The sequence below is a fragment of the Methylobacterium sp. W2 genome, from assembly GCF_020662345.1.
Lineage (GTDB): Bacteria > Pseudomonadota > Alphaproteobacteria > Rhizobiales > Beijerinckiaceae > Methylobacterium.
The window spans coordinates 26219-43127 of the sequence record NZ_VMOA01000047.1 but is presented as its reverse complement, the minus strand read 5'-3'; the positions used below and the strand labels follow the sequence as shown (position 1 = coordinate 43127).

Annotated in this window: 19 protein-coding genes and 2 pseudogenes; 8 read left to right on the top strand and 13 right to left on the bottom strand. The window is 61.9% G+C overall.

Annotated elements, in window-relative coordinates:
• From FPV16_RS21360 to FPV16_RS21350, 4 genes and pseudogenes are all read right to left on the bottom strand, one after another.
• Positions 1-115: pseudogene (locus FPV16_RS21360) on the bottom strand (IS3 family transposase); the annotation flags it as partial.
• A gap of 641 nt (positions 116-756) precedes the next feature.
• Positions 757-1458, bottom strand: a complete 702-nt coding sequence (gene ctrA / locus FPV16_RS21355) for a response regulator transcription factor CtrA (RefSeq protein ID WP_227440401.1) — start codon at positions 1456-1458, stop codon at positions 757-759.
• Positions 1459-1536: 78 nt separating this feature from the next.
• Entirely contained in the window at positions 1537-1665 is a 129-nt protein-coding gene (locus FPV16_RS26185) for a hypothetical protein (RefSeq protein ID WP_264483972.1), read from the bottom strand.
• 267 nt (positions 1666-1932) lie between these two features.
• Complete coding sequence (locus FPV16_RS21350; RefSeq protein ID WP_056145285.1) at positions 1933-2763, bottom strand: outer membrane protein; 831 nt, start codon at positions 2761-2763, stop codon at positions 1933-1935.
• Between the two features lie 201 nt (positions 2764-2964).
• On the opposite strand from FPV16_RS21350, the gene FPV16_RS21345 reads away from it, so the two are divergent.
• Positions 2965-3348, top strand: coding sequence for a helix-turn-helix domain-containing protein (locus FPV16_RS21345; RefSeq protein ID WP_227440392.1), 384 nt, complete (start codon positions 2965-2967; stop codon positions 3346-3348).
• Between the two features lie 121 nt (positions 3349-3469).
• Here FPV16_RS21345 and FPV16_RS21340 read toward each other — a convergent pair whose 3' ends face one another.
• Together FPV16_RS21340 and FPV16_RS21335 are read right to left on the bottom strand one after the other, a co-directional pair.
• Positions 3470-4222 carry a hypothetical protein gene (locus FPV16_RS21340; RefSeq protein ID WP_227440390.1) on the bottom strand — a complete coding sequence of 251 codons (753 nt, stop codon included), beginning with the start codon at positions 4220-4222 and terminating at the stop codon, positions 3470-3472.
• A 520-nt stretch (positions 4223-4742) separates the two neighbouring features.
• A complete protein-coding gene (locus tag FPV16_RS21335) occupies positions 4743-4991 on the bottom strand; it encodes a DMT family transporter (protein WP_413629332.1) in 249 nt (82 codons plus the stop codon).
• Positions 4992-7458: 2467 nt separating this feature from the next.
• On the opposite strand from FPV16_RS21335, the gene FPV16_RS21325 reads away from it, so the two are divergent.
• Entirely contained in the window at positions 7459-7659 is a 201-nt protein-coding gene (locus tag FPV16_RS21325; RefSeq protein ID WP_227440410.1) for a cysteine rich repeat-containing protein, read from the top strand.
• A gap of 18 nt (positions 7660-7677) precedes the next feature.
• Here the strand turns inward: FPV16_RS21325 and FPV16_RS21320 are convergent, their stop codons facing one another.
• The 3 genes from FPV16_RS21320 to FPV16_RS21310 all read right to left on the bottom strand — a co-directional run bounded on the left by FPV16_RS21320 (position 7678) and on the right by FPV16_RS21310 (position 8614).
• Complete coding sequence (locus FPV16_RS21320) at positions 7678-7962, bottom strand: hypothetical protein (protein WP_227440387.1); 285 nt, start codon at positions 7960-7962, stop codon at positions 7678-7680.
• A gap of 11 nt (positions 7963-7973) precedes the next feature.
• The gene (locus FPV16_RS21315; RefSeq protein ID WP_227440386.1) at positions 7974-8222 is read right to left on the bottom strand and encodes a hypothetical protein; all 249 of its coding nucleotides are present in this window, start codon (positions 8220-8222) and stop codon (positions 7974-7976) included.
• A gap of 122 nt (positions 8223-8344) precedes the next feature.
• Entirely contained in the window at positions 8345-8614 is a 270-nt protein-coding gene (locus FPV16_RS21310; protein WP_227440385.1) for a hypothetical protein, read from the bottom strand.
• A 300-nt stretch (positions 8615-8914) separates the two neighbouring features.
• On the opposite strand from FPV16_RS21310, the gene FPV16_RS21305 reads away from it, so the two are divergent.
• The gene (locus tag FPV16_RS21305) at positions 8915-9430 is read left to right on the top strand and encodes a MucR family transcriptional regulator (RefSeq protein ID WP_227440384.1); all 516 of its coding nucleotides are present in this window, start codon (positions 8915-8917) and stop codon (positions 9428-9430) included.
• A gap of 248 nt (positions 9431-9678) precedes the next feature.
• Here the strand turns inward: FPV16_RS21305 and FPV16_RS21300 are convergent, their stop codons facing one another.
• Entirely contained in the window at positions 9679-9882 is a 204-nt protein-coding gene (locus tag FPV16_RS21300) for a hypothetical protein (RefSeq protein ID WP_227440382.1), read from the bottom strand.
• 155 nt (positions 9883-10037) lie between these two features.
• Between FPV16_RS21300 and FPV16_RS21295 the strand changes: the two genes are divergently transcribed.
• Positions 10038-10337 (top strand): hypothetical protein, encoded by a 300-nt coding sequence (locus FPV16_RS21295; RefSeq protein ID WP_227440381.1) that lies wholly within the window; start codon positions 10038-10040, stop codon positions 10335-10337.
• Positions 10338-10973: 636 nt separating this feature from the next.
• Positions 10974-11123, top strand: coding sequence for a hypothetical protein (locus FPV16_RS21290; RefSeq protein WP_227440379.1), 150 nt, complete (start codon positions 10974-10976; stop codon positions 11121-11123).
• Between the two features lie 194 nt (positions 11124-11317).
• Here the strand turns inward: FPV16_RS21290 and FPV16_RS26470 are convergent, their stop codons facing one another.
• The gene (locus FPV16_RS26470; RefSeq protein WP_227440377.1) at positions 11318-12253 is read right to left on the bottom strand and encodes a DUF2380 domain-containing protein; all 936 of its coding nucleotides are present in this window, start codon (positions 12251-12253) and stop codon (positions 11318-11320) included.
• Between the two features lie 249 nt (positions 12254-12502).
• Positions 12503-12778: a helix-turn-helix domain-containing protein gene (locus FPV16_RS21280; protein WP_227440376.1), complete on the bottom strand. Its 276-nt coding sequence runs from the start codon at positions 12776-12778 to the stop codon at positions 12503-12505.
• A gap of 284 nt (positions 12779-13062) precedes the next feature.
• Here FPV16_RS21280 and FPV16_RS21275 point away from each other — a divergent pair, with 284 nt between their 5' ends.
• From FPV16_RS21275 to FPV16_RS21265, 3 genes are all read left to right on the top strand, one after another.
• Positions 13063-13722 carry a hypothetical protein gene (locus FPV16_RS21275; protein ID WP_227440374.1) on the top strand — a complete coding sequence of 220 codons (660 nt, stop codon included), beginning with the start codon at positions 13063-13065 and terminating at the stop codon, positions 13720-13722.
• Positions 13723-13799: 77 nt separating this feature from the next.
• Entirely contained in the window at positions 13800-14267 is a 468-nt protein-coding gene (locus FPV16_RS21270) for a hypothetical protein (protein WP_227440373.1), read from the top strand.
• Between the two features lie 59 nt (positions 14268-14326).
• Positions 14327-15619: a hypothetical protein gene (locus FPV16_RS21265; RefSeq protein ID WP_227440372.1), complete on the top strand. Its 1293-nt coding sequence runs from the start codon at positions 14327-14329 to the stop codon at positions 15617-15619.
• 34 nt (positions 15620-15653) lie between these two features.
• Here the strand turns inward: FPV16_RS21265 and FPV16_RS21260 are convergent.
• Positions 15654-16890: pseudogene (locus FPV16_RS21260) on the bottom strand (IS256 family transposase).
• Between the last annotated feature and the right edge of the window lie 19 nt (positions 16891-16909).

The window sequence follows — 16909 nt, the reverse complement described above, 5'->3', positions numbered from 1 at the left end:
AGATCCCCGCCTCCCGGCACGCTATCGCCAAACTCTTACCCTGGGCCGTCTGCACCTCAATCTGGCGCAGCTTCAGCACCACCTGCTCCGCACCCGTCTTCTGACCTCGCTTCATGTCCAGCTCCTTTAGTCCTGGCTGATCCTCTCAATCAGCCCGGTCCAAAGCCAGCCGGTCAGGTCAGATCCTAGCCGCTACGGATTGGGATCGACACATCTAGCTTCTTACTGAACACAAAGGGTCATTCGGCCTTTCCGAGGCCTAACTGGGTGATCGCCAAGGTCCGGCGCTTGCGGGGGGCACGTGGCGAACGGGTAATTGGCCGCGATGTTTCAGGGTCCGGGCAAACGGTCGGGTGACATCTCGATATCATTGGCGAGGTGGCTATTGGAGGGAACTGCTCATTACGATGGTGACCTCGAATTCATCCAGCGTCAGGCTGAGCTTCGGCATGCAGATGCCGAACGTAGTCGACGTCCTGAGGCCAGTTCAGTGTTTTGGGGGGGCCAGCTTCGACTGGTCCGGTGACACCCAGGCAGATGCCAACGGAAGCTCGGGCAACTCACTCGTTCAGTGCTGCGAGCGTCCTACAGGCGGAAATCGGCGGGTGGATCTGCGACCATGGGCGGAACACCGGCCGCGCAGGCTCAACCGGAGGCGGCATAGTTCCCCGACATGCTGGTCCGATAGGCGGCCAGACGCCGCTGTTCGACGCGCAACGGTTCTGGAGCCTGCTCGCAAAACGCGGGTGAGAGGCTCTAACCGGCCAAGGCCTGCATCTCGGCTACGCCATCGCGCAGGACGTACCCGCGTCCCCAAACGGTCTCGATGTAGTTCTTGCCAGCGGAGGCATTGGCGAGCTTCTTGCGCAGCTTGCAGATGAAGACGTCGATGATCTTCAACTCCGGCTCGTCCATTCCGCCGTAGAGGTGGTTGAGGAACATCTCCTTCGTAAGGGTTGTGCCCTTCCGCAGCGCAAGGAGTTCCAGCATCTGGTACTCCTTGCGGGTGAGGCTCACCCGGTTGCCGGCAATGGCCGCCATCTTCTCGTCGAGGTTCACCGTCAGGTCGCCGGTAGTGATGACCGACTGGGCATGGCCCTGTGAGCGGCGGACGATCGCGTGAATGCGGGCGACCAGCTCGTCCTTGTGGAACGGCTTGGTGAGGTAATCGTCGGCTCCAAAGCCGAGGCCCTTCACCTTGTCCTCGATGCTGGCCATGCCAGAGAGGATGAGGATCGGCGTCTTGACCTTCGCCACGCGCAGATTGCGGAGCACCTCGTAGCCCGACATGTCGGGGAGGGTGAGGTCGAGGAGGATGATGTCGTAGTCGTAGAGCTTGCCGAGGTCGATTCCTTCCTCGCCGAGGTCCGTCGTGTAGGTGTTGAAGCTCTCCGACTTGAGCATCAGTTCGATGCTCGCTGCGATCGAAGCGTCGTCCTCAATCAGCAGCACGCGCATGGGAAGGTCCTCAAAAGATTGAGACTTCCTAACCGGACGTTGGCAACAAACCGTTAAGGTGCGGGAGAAAGACCCGCTTCATGCAGGCACGGCTCGGCTGCGCACGAGGCTGCGGACAGCTCGAAACGGAAGCGTCAGGATCGTCAAACAGGCGCCCAGCGCCAGGACTACGAAGACCGACAGGATCGCCGTCAGGATTTTGATCATAGGCGTGCTCGCTCCGGTGTGCAGCGGGACAGGCCCCGCACCGCAGCCACGATCCTCCTGAAGTTCGGCGAGAGTGTGTGTGAGCCAGCTCAGGCCATCGGGATGCGCTCGTCCGCCCTACTGGCCAGCCACATCCTCTCACCACCCTGATGAGATCGATGCACATACGAAAAACGCCCCAGGAGAAGCTCCTAGGGCGTCTGTTGGCTGAGCGACCAGCTGGATCGGGCCGGGGATGCTCAGGCAGATGATATAAGACGAAAAGCCTTAGTAAGATCCGAACTTGTAGTTCAGGCCGGCGCGGACGACGGCGAACTCGCTCTCGCGAGCGGTGACCGAACGGCTGAGCGTAAGAACGTTGGTAGCTGGGTTGAACACCGAGCGTTCGCCGGTACGGCCTTCGTTCTCGAGGTTCACGTACAGGCCTTCGACCTTCAGGGTCACGGCCGACGACTTGAAGAAGTTGAAGAACGAGTCGGTGGGCATGGCGTACTCGAAACCGCCACCAGCGGTGTAGCCGGTGCGGAAGTCGTCGCGGCCAGTGCCGCCGTCGCCGTAGGCAAAGCCGCCGGTGCCGTAGAACAGGACGCGATCGAAGGCGTAGCCGAGACGACCGCGGACGGTGCCGAAGAAGTTCATCTCGTTGCCCGGGACGCGGACACCGACGGGGCTGTTGAGAGCGCCGGCGACGGGGCTGATGGTGCCGGTCACAGTGCGGCTCTTGTTGCCGAAGTCGGTGTACTGAGCGTCAGCTTCGATACCGACGACCACGCCCGAACCCGGAGTGAACTGGTAGTTGTAGCCGACCTGGCCACCGCCGACGAAGCCTTCGAGGTCGTTGCCGCCGTTGGTGGACACGACCACCGGGGTGCGGGTGAAGGAGTTCAGCACCGAACCACCCGGGAGAGCGTAACGATCGCTGTTGCTACCGGCGTCGAAGCCGTAGCCTGCGTTGATACCGAAGTAGGCGCCCGTCCAGGTGAACACCGGGACCGGTACGAAGACCGGGGGAGCGGCGCGACGCGGCAGGTCAGCGGCCGAAGCGGCGCCAGCCAGGAGAGCGGTGGCCGCAGTGGCGAGGAGGAGCTTCTTGAACATGGAAGTCGTTGGCCCGTGCGATGAATTTGAACGATACAGAGCCCTGAAAGCGCCAGCAGCGATAGTGCGATCTTGCAACACTGCGGAGCTACAGCTTACCAGCCAAGAGTTGACGCAATACGCCACAAGCAGAAACGCAAAATATTTCATGTTTGAAGTGACGTCATGATTAATTATTTCTAAACAGAGGTGGGACGTGGCATGACCGTTAAATCTACGACAGACATTGATCGTGCCGTCGGTTTGCGCATCGCTGCCCTCCGTAAAGCTAAGGGATTGTCACAAACTGCGCTCGGCGAAGTCGCCGGAGTTACGTTTCAGCAGATCCAAAAATACGAGAATGGACAGAATCGAATAGCCAGCGGCCGCCTACAGCAGATCGCCCAGTTTTTCGAAGTACCGATGTCAGCTCTCTTCGGCGAGAGTGAGCCCCAGGGGCAGGACGAGATGTTCCCGTTTCTCGCTGAGCCTGGCGCCATCGAAATCCTCGCCGCTTATGCATCCATTGAGAACAGTGACCTTCGCCGCGACGTGTTGTCGATTGTGCGAACCGCATCTCGGCTGAGTGTCCGGCAGACCGATTAGCCAGCAGCACCTCGCGTCCGACCGGTAAGCGCTCTTCCTTCACACGGTACGGTTCGGCCGCGCGCAAAGCCTCAGACGGTTCGGAAGAGCAGTGTCCGGCTTGTCGAACAGCCGCATACCCTCACCGCATGGCTTTCGCCCGTTCCGCAGTCCGCCTGGATTCTCGCGAGCCGCTGGCGTGAAGGCGACCCTGCCGTTCCGGCAGCTTTCTTAGGGTTTTGCTGGTCTCGGTTTTCCCCGGAGTTAGAACCCCTGTATCCGTGGGGTGAATCGCTTTGCACCCTATCCCCTCGGCCTTCGGTCTGCCGGCACGACGCATCCACGCCTGCCACTCTCGGCTGATGACGCGGACGAGGTTCGGCGAGTTCTTCCGGCCCTCGTGCCGACGCTCCTCAATAGTCAGTAGCCCGTCGCCCTCGGCGAGGCGGATCGCGGCCTGAGCGAGGCGACGGCAGACCCCGGCCCTCGCGGCTATCGCGTCGATGCAGAGGCCACACACGCCCTTGGCGGCGACCTCGTCAGCGACGATGCGCAGGACCGCGAGCTGGCCGGTAGTGAAGCGCGAGGCCAAGGCGGGCGGCATAGGGCCGGAACAGGCCAGCAGGCGGCGTCTATCCCTGGACATGGCCTTGTCGGGACTGATGACGTTCCTCCGCGGCGGGAACAGGCTCGCACGGCTTGCGGGGATGCCGACAGGCACAATGCCCTCACGGATCGTGCTGCGTCGCCCGTGAAGCCGTTCGGCGAGTGCCTGGGCCTCCTCATCGGCCAAAGCCCCTGACCCGTGCCCCTGCCAGACCTGACGCGATAGTTCGTCCATCTGCGCAAGCGTCCGCGCGCCGTCGATCGCGGCGGCCATGGTCGCGTGAAACATCGTCCCCAACCCTCTCGGGCCGCGGCAGGCACAAGGCACGACTTCTCGATGCGGGAATTGGCGTTCCCGCTTGACTCCCGAGGGGGTCATATGGCTTGTGAGGGATTGCATCGGTCCTCACAGACCATTTTCGATTTCGACGGCTCCCCGTTTGGCGACGGGGGGCCGTTGTCGTTTCAGGGTCTATCTCGCGGCGGTGATCTCTCCTGATGCCGGCTCACGACTCGCTTGGGGCGATACGGGGCCGGACATGGCATGTCGGCCGGGCAGGGCGGTTAAGTCAACGCTAACCCTCATCGGCGACGCCCACGGCCTGCTCGATCCAAGGGAGGCCCGCCGTTTCCGACGCCCTGCTCCTGCTTGCCCTGGCGACCGAGAATGCCGAGCTGCGTGCCCAACTCGCGGAGGTCCAGGACCAGTGCGTCGAGCTGGCGGTGGATGCCGGCGAGTTACACGCCGAGGTCGAGTCGCTGCGGCGGGAATTGGCTGAGGTGCGGGCTGGAAGGGATGCGTGGAGGTTCTAGAGCATCGCTACGAGGGCAACGCCGCCGATCATCAGCAAGCCGCCGAAGATCCGCCAGATCGTTGCCGGGTGACGCTCGAAGCCTATCCAGCCAAAATGATCGAGCAGGATCGAGGTGACGACACCCGCTGTCACGAGCATTCCTAGGAATGGAGCTGCACCAATCTGCCTAGCCACGATGAACTGTGCCAGGATGATGCCGCCGCCCAGAACGCCGCCGATCCGATGCTGGATCGTCGCCCTCATGCCGGCCAGTGCCTCGATGTATCCTTCGGCGCGTACGGTACTCATGCTCGGGTTCCTGGCGGCTACCGCGAAGAGGTAGGGCAAGCTTTCCGGTCGTTTACCGCTTCGCCGCCCAGATCGGTTTGGACCGCGAGGTAGGGTGAGATGGGAACCGGAGTCGCATCTACGTAGTTCTACCCGCTCAATGGACGGACTGCTTTCAAACTCGCCCGGCTTCGGCCGCGGCGGGTTTTTTGACGCTCAGACGAAACAATCTCGGCATCCCATACGTACTGCGCCTCGTCGCGCAACGTTTTGAAGGAACGCCGTTTGCCTATCGACCTCGCATCTCTCCGCGAAGTAGAGGCTCCGCACCCTCAGTACCGGGCCCATTTGAAAGACCTCGGTGATCGGATCTTACGAGTGCGTGAGATTGCCGCCGACAACGAGGAGGAAGCGTTTCGCCAGCTGCACGCGATGACGGACGGACGCCCTCTAGAGCTATGGAAGGGCCGTAACTTGCTCGCTCGGTTGGACGCCTCGGGTAACCGAGAGACCTAACCCCCGGCACGCCCCATGCTTCGCCCTCTCCGGAGTTATCCTCCACGGTGCTCCTATGAATGACCGACCCCGCGCAGCGAAAGTTGTCGCAGGGTTTTCCCATGTTTGGATGCCATATCGAAGCAGGCATGGAAATTAGGGAAGGGCCCCGTGTTGCCACCTGCATTGACAGGAGCATCCATGAAGACTTTGACCCTCACCGCCTGCACCGTAGCCCTCGCATCTTTCGTCCTCGTCCAAATGGGAACGACAGCGGACGCCCGATCCAGAAGCAAGAAGCGCGGCACCGCCGTAACCACCAGCACAAGCACGACCGGTGGTCGGCCGGGACGCACGATCTCTCGCGGTGTTACCGGCGCAGACACAGTTACCTCGAACTCGGCCGCAGGTGGCAATTCCAGCCAGCCTGCACGTGCATCCGGGACCGGTAGCGCCGGCGGTGGTGCGGGCGGGGGCATGTAGTAGGAAGCGTCTTAGAACGATTGGACCTCGGCAGCAGCGCGAGGGTGCCTCGAAGGCTGTGGCTGCGAAGGCTCCGCAGAATGAGGTGATGTCAGACGCACCTGCTCCCGAGAAGAAGCGTGCAGGTCGGCCCCGCAAGGCTGCTGCAGCCGAATAACCTAGGCCATAAAAGCGGGTCGGGCGAACGTTCGCGGCGCGTGCCCGACCCGCCGTCACCCTAAATGCCCGTTGAGGCAGGCCGCAGGGCAACGGGGGCAGTATCGACGGTGGATTGCGGTCGTCAATCGTCGCTCCCGCCTCCAACATAAGTCGGGTCGATGCAACGAGGTTTTGCGGCAGGAGCCTCACCGCGGGGCCATCTTCACAGGGGCGCCCCCAGGATCGAACGGCGCCGGGGCGAGAGTACGGTTAACAATTGGTGACCGCCCTTACCATGCTGTGCAAGGCCATCAGCAAATGCTCGGTTTGCACACTTTGATAGGCCGTGGATCGACCGACCCAGTCGTTTCAGGGTCGCGGCTCAGCGAGGCATGGTCTGCCGGCTGTGGAGCAGTCTTCGGGATCTTCATCAGTTGGAAGGCACAGATGCAGCATAGAGCTAGGGATGCCAGCCAGAGGGCGCCTCTCGCTGTTCTTACGGTACGTTTTGACATGGCCCCCAGGTTGAACCTGGATAGTTAGCGGTTTCCTAACGCCGTGAACCAGGAGCGCTACAGGGAACCCGAGCATCGAGAGCTATGACGCTTGATCGGAAATTTGATCGGGGGCTCGATAGATAGCGGCTCCGGTGCCGAGGTGCCGCTGGGCGCGAAAGCCAAGTCTCTCAGCATGGCAGGCGCTATCAACAAGGTTAAACTCGCAAAATGGGTCTGACGAGAAGACCACCGGCGACCACCATAGGAAGCTCGTCAACGACGTATTTTAGAGCGTTTGAACGAAAACGATCACCGTCGCGTTTGAACACCGATTAAGATCAATCGGGAGAAACGCACATGACAACCAAGTCACTTATCGTCGCTGCTTCGCTCACCCTTGCTCTCTCAGGGGCTGCCTTCGCTCAGACCGCAGCGGGCGGTGGCAGCACCGAAGGCAACATGAACAACCCCGGCAGCGTGAAGAGCAACAGCGAGAAAAGCATGGAGCGTTCGACGGGCTCGGCCACAGGCACTTCCATGGAAGCTCCTGGGTCCTCTATGGCCCCCGGCGCCAACAGTGGCTCTGTAGCACCTGGTGGTGCCCCGATGGGTGGTCATAGTAGCGGCGGTGGCACGAGTTCCAGCGGCATGTCGAAGTAGCTTGCGGCAGGCCCCTTGGCTTTAAAGCCGGGGGGCCTTCTAGCTCGGCAAAGCATCGATGAATTTCTCCCAAGGGATTGATTCCAGGTGCCTTCACTTAAAGATGGAAACTCTGAATGCGCAGCTTCTTACTCACCCTCAGCTTTGGCATTTTTGCTGTAGGAAGTGCAATGGCAGCGCCAGATGCATCTTCGACGAAGCGCGGAAACCCAGATTTGAAAAAGTATTGTACAGGGGATGCGCTTACATATTGTGGCAATATTAGTCCTGACGATCCTGCCATGGATGAATGCTTCAAAAAAAATAGAGACAAAATATCAGAGAATTGCCGCAGAGCTATAGATGCTTATGAGGCCTCGGGAGGCAAATAAGTCATCTTCCCAAATATTTTAATCGACACCTTCAGCTAGCTTCTGAGCAAACTGAAGGGCTTCGAGCACGCCTTTGCCAATCCGATCTGCCTCTGCCTGCCCATCCGGGTCCGCAAGAACGACGGCTACAGCCCGGGGAACGGAAAGAGCGGGAGCACTGACCGTAACCTGCAACTCATCGCCGTGTGGTGCCCTAATGGTCCGCAGTCCTACGACCAGACCTGCTGCTTCACCGAACACATGACATAGACCGTTCGCCAGAAGCGGATGGCTACCAAAATCGGCCTCGATCACATCAGCCATGATGATAGCCCTCAGAGCGCAGTCAGTCGCTTCGTGTTGATAGCCACGTGCTGACGATAGCGGGCGATCACGGTCTCGGGGGAGCCGCCGAGCATCAACGTGTTCGTTGCCTCGATAGCTGCGCTGATTTTCTCTGAAACCATTGAGTGTGCCTCTTCGCGCGCCTCACGGCCTCCCCACGCAAGCCGAACCATCCGAAACTCAATGACCTTTTGCGCTTCAAAAGCCAGCATGAGGTATGACAGGAAGGGATTGAACACGGCACACTCCGCACCACGGTTTCGCAGCGAATATGCAACGTAGGGCGGCTTCGGAATGATCCCGAATATGAGGCATGCCTGGATTGACGAGAGTGGGCGGTAGAGCCGGGAAAGCCGAGAAGCTAAATGCCCGCAATGCCCGACAGACGATGACGATCTCCGGCGCGGCTAACTCCGATAAGCCGGACCTCGCCCGCCTCCAGGCTGATGCGTTCGATGGAACGAGTGCCTAGCGTCCCTGCGTAGCGCGGCGTTCCCCTTCCCCCCTCATAGACGACCGCTGCCTCCATCGCTCTGTCCATCGTATCCGCTAGGACTGCATAGATATGGTCGGATCCGTCGGGCTGCTCGACTGCGATCAGGTAAGCGAACAGGGTCGGCTTTTTGGACATGGTCTCCTTCGATGCCGTGGGCAGTGCGAGCGAAAGGCTCATACGTAAACACGAGCGGTAGTCCCTCCGCGATCTCAGCACTGGGTTGGACGGAGGAATAGGCCTTGCATTCCCGAAAAGGCCGAGCCTTGGGTAGGACTTCTATTCGTTCTAAAACGCCATATCAGTGGGCCCAATCGGCGCTGCATGTTTCGAGATGACAATATATCAACAATATTTTTATCCAATGGTTGCAGAGTGTGTTGTGAATGAAATTAATCACATCCTATCGTGCTTTTATTCGCCATCAGAGAGAATGCTATGTCCGACAAGACCCAAGACTTTTCGTCAAACTACATCGAACTCACCGCTGACATCGTCGCCGCCTACGTCTCCAACAATTCGGTCCCCGCGAGCGCATTAGGCGAGTTGTTGACCAACGTGCACGCTGCCGTCAGCGGTCTCACGACGGGCGGAACCGCCACAGCAGCTGAGGACAAGATCGAGAAGGCCACGCCAGTCCAAATCAAGAAGTCGATCACACCGGACGCACTGATCAGCTTCGAGGACGGCAAGCCTTACAAGACGCTGCGCCGCCATCTGACCCTTCGCGGTCTGAGCCCCGAAGCCTACCGCGCGAAGCATGGCCTGCCGCCGGATTACCCGATGACCTCCGCGAGCTACTCGGCGCAGCGCTCGGAGCTTGCCCGGTCGCTTGGCCTTGGGCTGCAGCGGCGCAAGACGGCACAGGCGGCGTCAGCCGCGCCGGAAGAGGCCGAGCCGGTGTCTGAGAAGCCCAAAAAAGCCGGCCGGCCGCGGAAGACTGCCGCAGCCTGACGGGCGCCAAACGCGCTCTAGGCCAAGCGGGCGGGTAGAAGAGGAAAGTAGCAGAGGGCCGGGCCGCATCGAGAGCAGCAGCTCCCTGAAAAGTTAACGGCCACGGACGCTGGGCCAAGGTGCGCGTACATCCGGCGTCACCCTATCCCGGCATCGTGGCCGTTCCCGATCAAGCGACGTGGGTCGCGATCGGCATGATCCTCATATGGGGGTCATATGGTTAACGATCAATGAGGAGCCGTAATCCGCTACTCCGCGGCCTCGGCCTTGGCGTCGTCCTCGTCGAGGATGCCTTCCAGATCGCCCGTCAGAGCCTCAAGCTGCTCGGCGGTCGCTACGATCTTGAACTTGGTACCGTCCTCAGCTTCCACAGCGATCTCGACGTGGTCGCCAACCTTCGCCGCGAGAGCCTGCTTCAGGGTGTAGGTCGTGGCCTTGTCGTTCGCTGCCATGAGGATCTCCTTGTTCGGCAGCAGCCAACGCATCGGCGCTGAAAAGGGTCACGACGCCTATCGAATTTTAGGGCTTTCTTGGTGCGACTTCTTCGTGGAGGAACAGGCAAACCCAGCACATGGTTGGTCGCCTGGACAAAGATCCAGGAGGAAACATGACGATCATCCGTTCGCTCGCTGCTGCCACGGCCATACTAACGCTCACGGCCGCCACCACGATCGCAGCTCCCTGCGCCGTCGGCACGACATCCAATAGCCAGGACAAGCAAGCTGCGGCTGACAAGAGCTCCAAGGTAGACGGCGGCTCCGATGCCAAAGTGACCCCAGGTGCGAAGGCCGAGTCGCCCGGTACGGTCGGCGCCATGAACAATGTCGGCGCCAACGCCCAGCCGGCCGCCGGCGAGAAGAAGCCGGCCGAGGGGCAGGTTGTGAAGCCCGGCAGCGACGACTGCTAATCGTCGGTTCAAGGCCAGCGTACCTGATTAAGGAAGCCCCACGATGCTTATGGCCGCGGGGCTACTTTCGAGACAAGGACGACGAGCTGTCGTTATCCCGCGCCGTAGCCACCCTTTTTGTTGGTTGGGTGGTTGCTGGGGGAATGGTCATCATATCCCCCTGTCGAAGGCCCTTTATCCGCGGAAGGCTCTACTGAGCGCGGGCCTGTTGGGCCAGCGTCGGCGAGGCCGGCCGGTTCCTTGGCCTTCTCCGCGGGGTGGAGCGGTAGCGGAGTTTTTGGTTCGCGTGGTGCAACGTCATCGACCATCGGTTCGCTCCAAGTTTCGACTTCAACGGAAGCGAGATTGAGGTGTTCCTACATGGCGAGACTAGGTCGCGACCGCGGGCAATGGCTCGATGCGCTCCAACTCGGGGGCGGATCTCGGAAAGCAAGGTCTCGCTCTCAAAATCGGCTTGTATGGCGAACTGGTGCGTCGTGCCGAAGTACCTAGACCGGCCGGAAGGCAGGGCTGACGCCGGCCTTCTCCTTCACGATGCGCTAAATGCTTGAGGGGCAAGGCCGAGCTTCGGTCGCGCTCTGGAACGCTTCCGATCATGGGAGGCTTTGCTTCTTGCAACGATGAGGGAACAAACCCGTGACCGCAGCCGATACACCACAGCCTGGCGCCGATTTGCAGCCCATCGACAATCCGCCGGCCACGTCCCAACCGCCTGAGCGGAAGCCGCCCTCGATCCCGGAAGAAGACGATCCGGAGATCGAAAAGACCGAGGAGCAGCCAAGCTAGCTCGGCATCACTCCCACGCATGCACGTTGTAAGAAGTCTCCAGCCGTCAAAACGCTCACCCCCGCCGCCCCGATCTGATCACGGGGCCGGCGGGGTGGGTCGTTCATCTCACGCTGAGCCGGTACGCAACTTGGCTCGACGGACAGGATGCGGACGGGGCGGTTAAATAACCGTAGCCTGATTTCTAATTCGCGTTAGCGATCTGCGCTGCTAGACTTACTCGGATCATCGGCCGAATTGATGTAGTTCAATCCAAACGGTCCCGTTCCGCTTACTTGAATCACAACCTGTTCTTCGGTTGACCATAATGAATGAGCCATATCCGCCGGCAAGGATACGAACCCCCCTGTTCCCAGCATCTTTCCACGTCCCTTATCTATCGTACTTCCCATATCGTGCACGAGAGAACCGGACAAGATTGTCACCGTTTCAGCGGTTGAATGGGTATGCGGAGCAATAGTCGTATTAGCCGGGATCTTTAGCCGCAGCACGAAGGGTCCAGGCTTAGCTGGATCACCGTCGAGTAAACTAATTTCGATACCCTTTGGCAGGTCATTTGGAGCCGGTTGCCACTTGATGTCTGCAGCGTTTGAGATCGCTATCATGCCGTGCGTATCGGAGGAGATGGGCATAGAAGCTTCCGACTGAGGCAGATTGTTTTTCACGAGGTACTTAATGCCTCGATCAAACGAGATGTCGTTGTCTCCTCGAATATCCACGCTGTAGGCCTGCTCGGCCTTGTCGCCCCGGAGATCCTTCACATAGACGTTGATGTTCAAGATGAGATTTGAGACCTTCTGGATCTCACCCGTGATCGCGACATCGGCACCGAGCTTCTTCGCATATTCTTCGGCGCAGCCATTGCAGTGCCGCAAGTCCGATCCTTTGGTGACTTCTTCCTTTACGGGATCGGTTGATACGATGACATAACGGCCACTGTCTTTTAGAAGGGTGCGCAATAGGTCACTTAATGGTCCAAGACGTGCCTTATCGGCCTCCGTTGGGCCTTGGATGCCGAGATTGGCAAGCTGGAAGTCGAAAACTGCTGCCTTTGGAGGCTCAGCCCATGCGGCTGTCGCACTCAGTAGCGCGCCCGCCAGGGAAAATAATGTCCGGAAACCAGCCTTCATAGTCGTTCCATCCTAAGTTTGTTGGAAGTGGAACGTGTCACGGCAGGAATGGTCCCGCGATCATGCCCGCGGGAGGTGAGTTTCAAACTCGATGCGCAGAGACACCTGCTGATGTCGGTCCATGAGCGTACTGAACATTAGGTCCGAGTGCCTGATCTACTGCTCTCTAAAAGAGGCTTTTAGGGCACGCGAGTCTGACCGCGTTTTCCTACGGGCCACCCCCATTCCGATAAAAAAACCCGGGCTCTTTTATGGAGCGCCCAACGCCGGGTCGGCAGCCGGGTTGTCCCGGAACCGGATGCCAGCACCACCGCCGTTCGCAGGGATGAACTCCAGCCCGGCCTTCTCGAATGCCTCAACAAGCGCGCGATTGTTCATCGTTGTCAGGCGAGCGTCTTCGTCCTTCGCCTCGAAGGCTCCGATGGTGGACTTCGAGACGCCAGAAGCGGCGGAGAGCTCGCCCTGCCCCCATCCCGCGAGTGAGCGAGCGGCCTTGCACATGCGGGGCGTGACGCGAAGGGCCATTCTCTCTCCGAACCTGTATTTCTGATGCAGGACTGGTGATACGTTGCAGCTAGTGAGCAAATATAGCCCTGCAACGGAGATACAGCAACGCCCAACATCATCGAAACCCTCGCCGGGCAGTTCTACCGGGTCCGTGACACCGACAAGGCCGAACTCGATCACGTCTGGCTCGGCGTCGAGGTGAAGCGCGTCCGTGGCGGCTTTGCTGACAAGGCCAAGGCTCGCGAAATCCTCGTCCGCAAGCTCGGCACCCGTGCCGTCGCCGCTTCCTGAGGGCCGGGCTGATGTCCTTCCATTCCCGCACCCTCTCTTGGTCGATGGTTCTCCGCGAGATCCGCGACACCGGCCCGACCAAAGCCGAGTTCGCCGCTGCCATCCAGGCCGAGAACGACGCCAAGCGCGAAGCTGGCCGCGCCAAGGTCGGCATGGATCGCGGCCTCGTCACCGGCTCCACCTTCAACGTGCCGGCGATCATGTCCTGCGCCATCGTCGAGGCCCGCAAGCACCCCCGGAACGACCCGACCCTGACCTGGGGCGCCGCCCTCTCCCGCGCCCTCCGCTTCTTCTGGGCCTGCGCCCACGCCGCTCGCCGCCTCGTCGTCCCGGCTGCTGCGCCCGTGGCTCCGATGCCTGCCGCTCTCCGTCGCGGTGTCCTAGCCCGCGCCTGGGAGCTGTTCCGCTCCTCGTACAACTACCCCCGCGTTCCCTTCCGCTCGATCGGCCGCGATTGCTTCACCTCGGCGCTCAAGCGGGCATGGGCTGAGGCCCGCGAGACTGCCCGCCTCGCCGGTCTCGGTGTCGAGGCCCTGAAGGCCGCTGACGCCATCGAGCCCCGTGTCCGCGTCGGCCTCTCGACCTCCTACAGCGAGCGCGCCGACGAGGTTGCCGCCCGCCACAAGGCCAGCCGCCTCCGCACCGCTGCCATGGCCTACGCGACCGCCTAGCAGCCCCGATCCCTGCCGGCGGGTAACCGGCACCCCTTCCCCGATCCTGCCGCCACGAGCCCTTTGGAGCCCGACCGATGACCTATGCCGAGATCCCGGATTTCTCCCTGCCCCTCGTCCCGACCACCGTTGTCGAGCGGGTGCCCTTCCACGCCGACCCAGTGCTGGCCGCCATCGACGCTCACGACGAAGCTTGGTCCATCTGGCAGGCTGCTCCCGAGGCTCGCATGGCCAGAGCCCTGGTCGAGATGAGCGCCGCCCTCGACCGCCTGCTGCTGACGCCCTGCGCGACCCGGTTCGGCTCCTTGACGCTCCTCCGTCATCTGCGCTGGCACATTCAGCACGACGGCATCACGGACGCCGCGGTCCTGGCCCGTGCCGGCGACCTCGCCCGCTCGCTGCATCTCGATTTCCTGCCGGTGACGCCTCCCCGCGAGCCGGTCGCCCCGATCCTCCGCGCCCTCATGTCCGGCGTCGAGGTAGCTGCCGCCCTGGTCATCGTCTTCGGCGGAATGGCCCTCGTCGGTCTCGCCACCCTCGCCTGAAGCATTGCAACATGTCAGCACGACAGCATGACAGCATCACAACGCTGAGGAGCTATTCGATGCGCAATCCCCTCGCCCGCCTCGTCCATCGCGACCCCGCTAAGCCCACCCTGCGCGAGCGTGCCGCCTCGCTGAAGGCATCCGCAGCCCGTGTGATCCGGCGTCCGAAGCCGGTGGAGGCCGAGCCGGAGGTGGATTGGAACAGCCCGCCTGCGGGGTTCCTGGATTATCCGCACGGCCAGCCCGCAGGCTTCCTACGGGTAGATCTCGTGGTGGCCAACGAGGCACAACGGCTGCACGACCTCGCCCTCGCGGAGTTCGAGCGGCGCAGCACATCGTGGGACGACTGCCATCCGGACATGAAAGCCGGCCAGCTCGACAAGCTGCGCCGCCTCCTCCGGCTCGATGAGCTGGCCCGCGCTGCCGATCCCACGAAGGCCATCCCGATTGAGTTTCAGCCGAGAGACGGGACGATCCTTTACGAGGACGCGAGCGGCCGGGCGCACCGCAAGCCGGTCGCCGATTGGATCAGCTTCATGGCAATGCGCATGTTCAGCGTTGCTCGCGGAGAGTCCGGCCGGCTGTTCAACGAGCGCGCCGGGACCGACCAAGAGGCCAACCGGCCGATTGAAGACCGCATCCGCCGGGAACTCCGGCTCGATGCCCTCCATGATCTCGCTTTTCGGTCGAATGCCGTGTTCGAGGCCGGGAAGGAATACGCGCTCGGCCGGGGGCCGCTCGCGGTTCACGCAAATGACGATGCTGAAATCCTGGCGCTCGCTCGGCAGTTCGATGAGGCGCACGCAGCCTGGCTTGTGACCGTCGAAGCCGGGCGGGAGCCTACGGAGCAGTACGAGAGGATCATTCGTGAAGCGTGCGCTCGCGGCGGGCCGACGATAGACGACTATCGCAGGGCCGAAGCAGTTCCCCGCCATGCTGAAACCAGCGAGGCAGAGGAGGACGCTTTCGGCGTCGCGACCGACATCGGTATGGCCATCTATCGGTCTAACCCGCGCACCCTTCTCGGTCTCGCTGCGATGGCCCGCGCCACGATCCCGAACATCTGGCCTCAGGGAAACTACGGTCCAGACGCCAGCTTGGGGTCCGAGGAAGACGTCAAGGAAGAGGCGGCGCGCAAGCTGATCGACGCCTGTCTCTCGCTCGCGGGGGTGGATTGGAAGGGGCAGCCGGTAGGGGCGAGCCTAGCGACCGCCGGTGAAGCCTTGGACCCTGTTTTCGCGGTGATCGAGCGCCATCGGCAGACCTATGCGGAATGGCGGCCGCTCATGGAAGCCTTGTCTGAAATTCGAGCTGGGACGGGTCGTGTCCCTCGGCGTGGTGTAGCTCGCTGAGGGCCCCCACGATTACCGGCTTGGGCTGGGAGGATCAGGCTGCCAGGGTCGGCAGGCTGACGAGGGGATCATCGCCGATTGGGGCGATGCTTTCCAGGGTCATGTAGCGGGACCGCTGGACGGCCCATTCGTCGTTCTGCTCCAGCAGGATTGCGCCGACGAGGCGAGTGATGGCGGCCTCGTTGGGGAAGATGCCCACGACCTCGGTCCGGCGTTTGATCTCGCCGTTCAGTCGTTCGAGGGGGTTCGTGGAGTGGAGCTTGACCCGGTGGGCGGCCGGGAAGCCCATGTAAGCGAGCACGTCGGGCTCCGCCGTGTCCATCAGGACGGCGAGCTTGGGCACCTTGGGCCGGAGCTGATCGGCCACCCGTCGCCATTGCTGCCGGGCCGCCTCCGCGTCGTCCTGGGCAAACGCGGTAGCGATGAAGGCCGACACGACGCGCCGCCCGCTACGGCCGGCATGGGCGAGCACGTTGCGCATGAAGTGCACACGGCAGCGTTGCCAAGTCGCGTTCATGACTTTGGCCACCGAGGCCTTGATGCCCTCATGGGCGTCCGAGATCACGAGCTTGACCCCGCGCAGGCCGCGCCGGGCGAGCTTGCGTGAGGTCGTCCGTCCAGAACGTCTCGGCTTCCGACGGGCCGACATCCATGCCGAGGACTTCGCGGCGACCGTCGGTGTTCACGCCGACCGCCACGATGACGGCCACCGAGACGATGCGCCCGTCCTGGCGGACCTTCACGTAGGTCGCGTCGATCCAGAGATACGGCCACTCGCCCTCGATGGGGCGGTCCAGGAATGCGCCAACCCGCTCGTCGATCTCCTGGCACAGACGCGAGACCTGGCTCTTCGACACGCCCGTGCCGCCCATCGCGGGTTCCCATCGCGGCTTGCCGCGATGGGGCCCTCCCTGGACCAGATCATCGACCGAGCGGGTCGAGATGCCCTGGATGTAGGCCTCCTGGATCACCGCCGTCAGTGCCTTCTCGGCCATCCGTCGCGGCTCCAGGAAGCCGGGGAAGTACGAGCCCTTGCGCAGCTTCGGGATGCGCAGTTCGACCGTGCCGGCGCGCGTCTGCCAGTCCCGGTCACGGTAGCCGTTGCGCTGGACCAGCCGCTCGGCGCTCTTCTCGCCGTGGGCCGCGCCGGTCAGGCCGCCCACCTCCAGCTCCATCAGTCGCTCGGCTGCAAAACCGATCATCTCGCGCAGCAGATCAGCGTCGGCACTCTTCTCCATCAGCTCGCGCAGGGCCATGATCTCGTCGGTCATCGGGGGTCTCTCGGGTGCG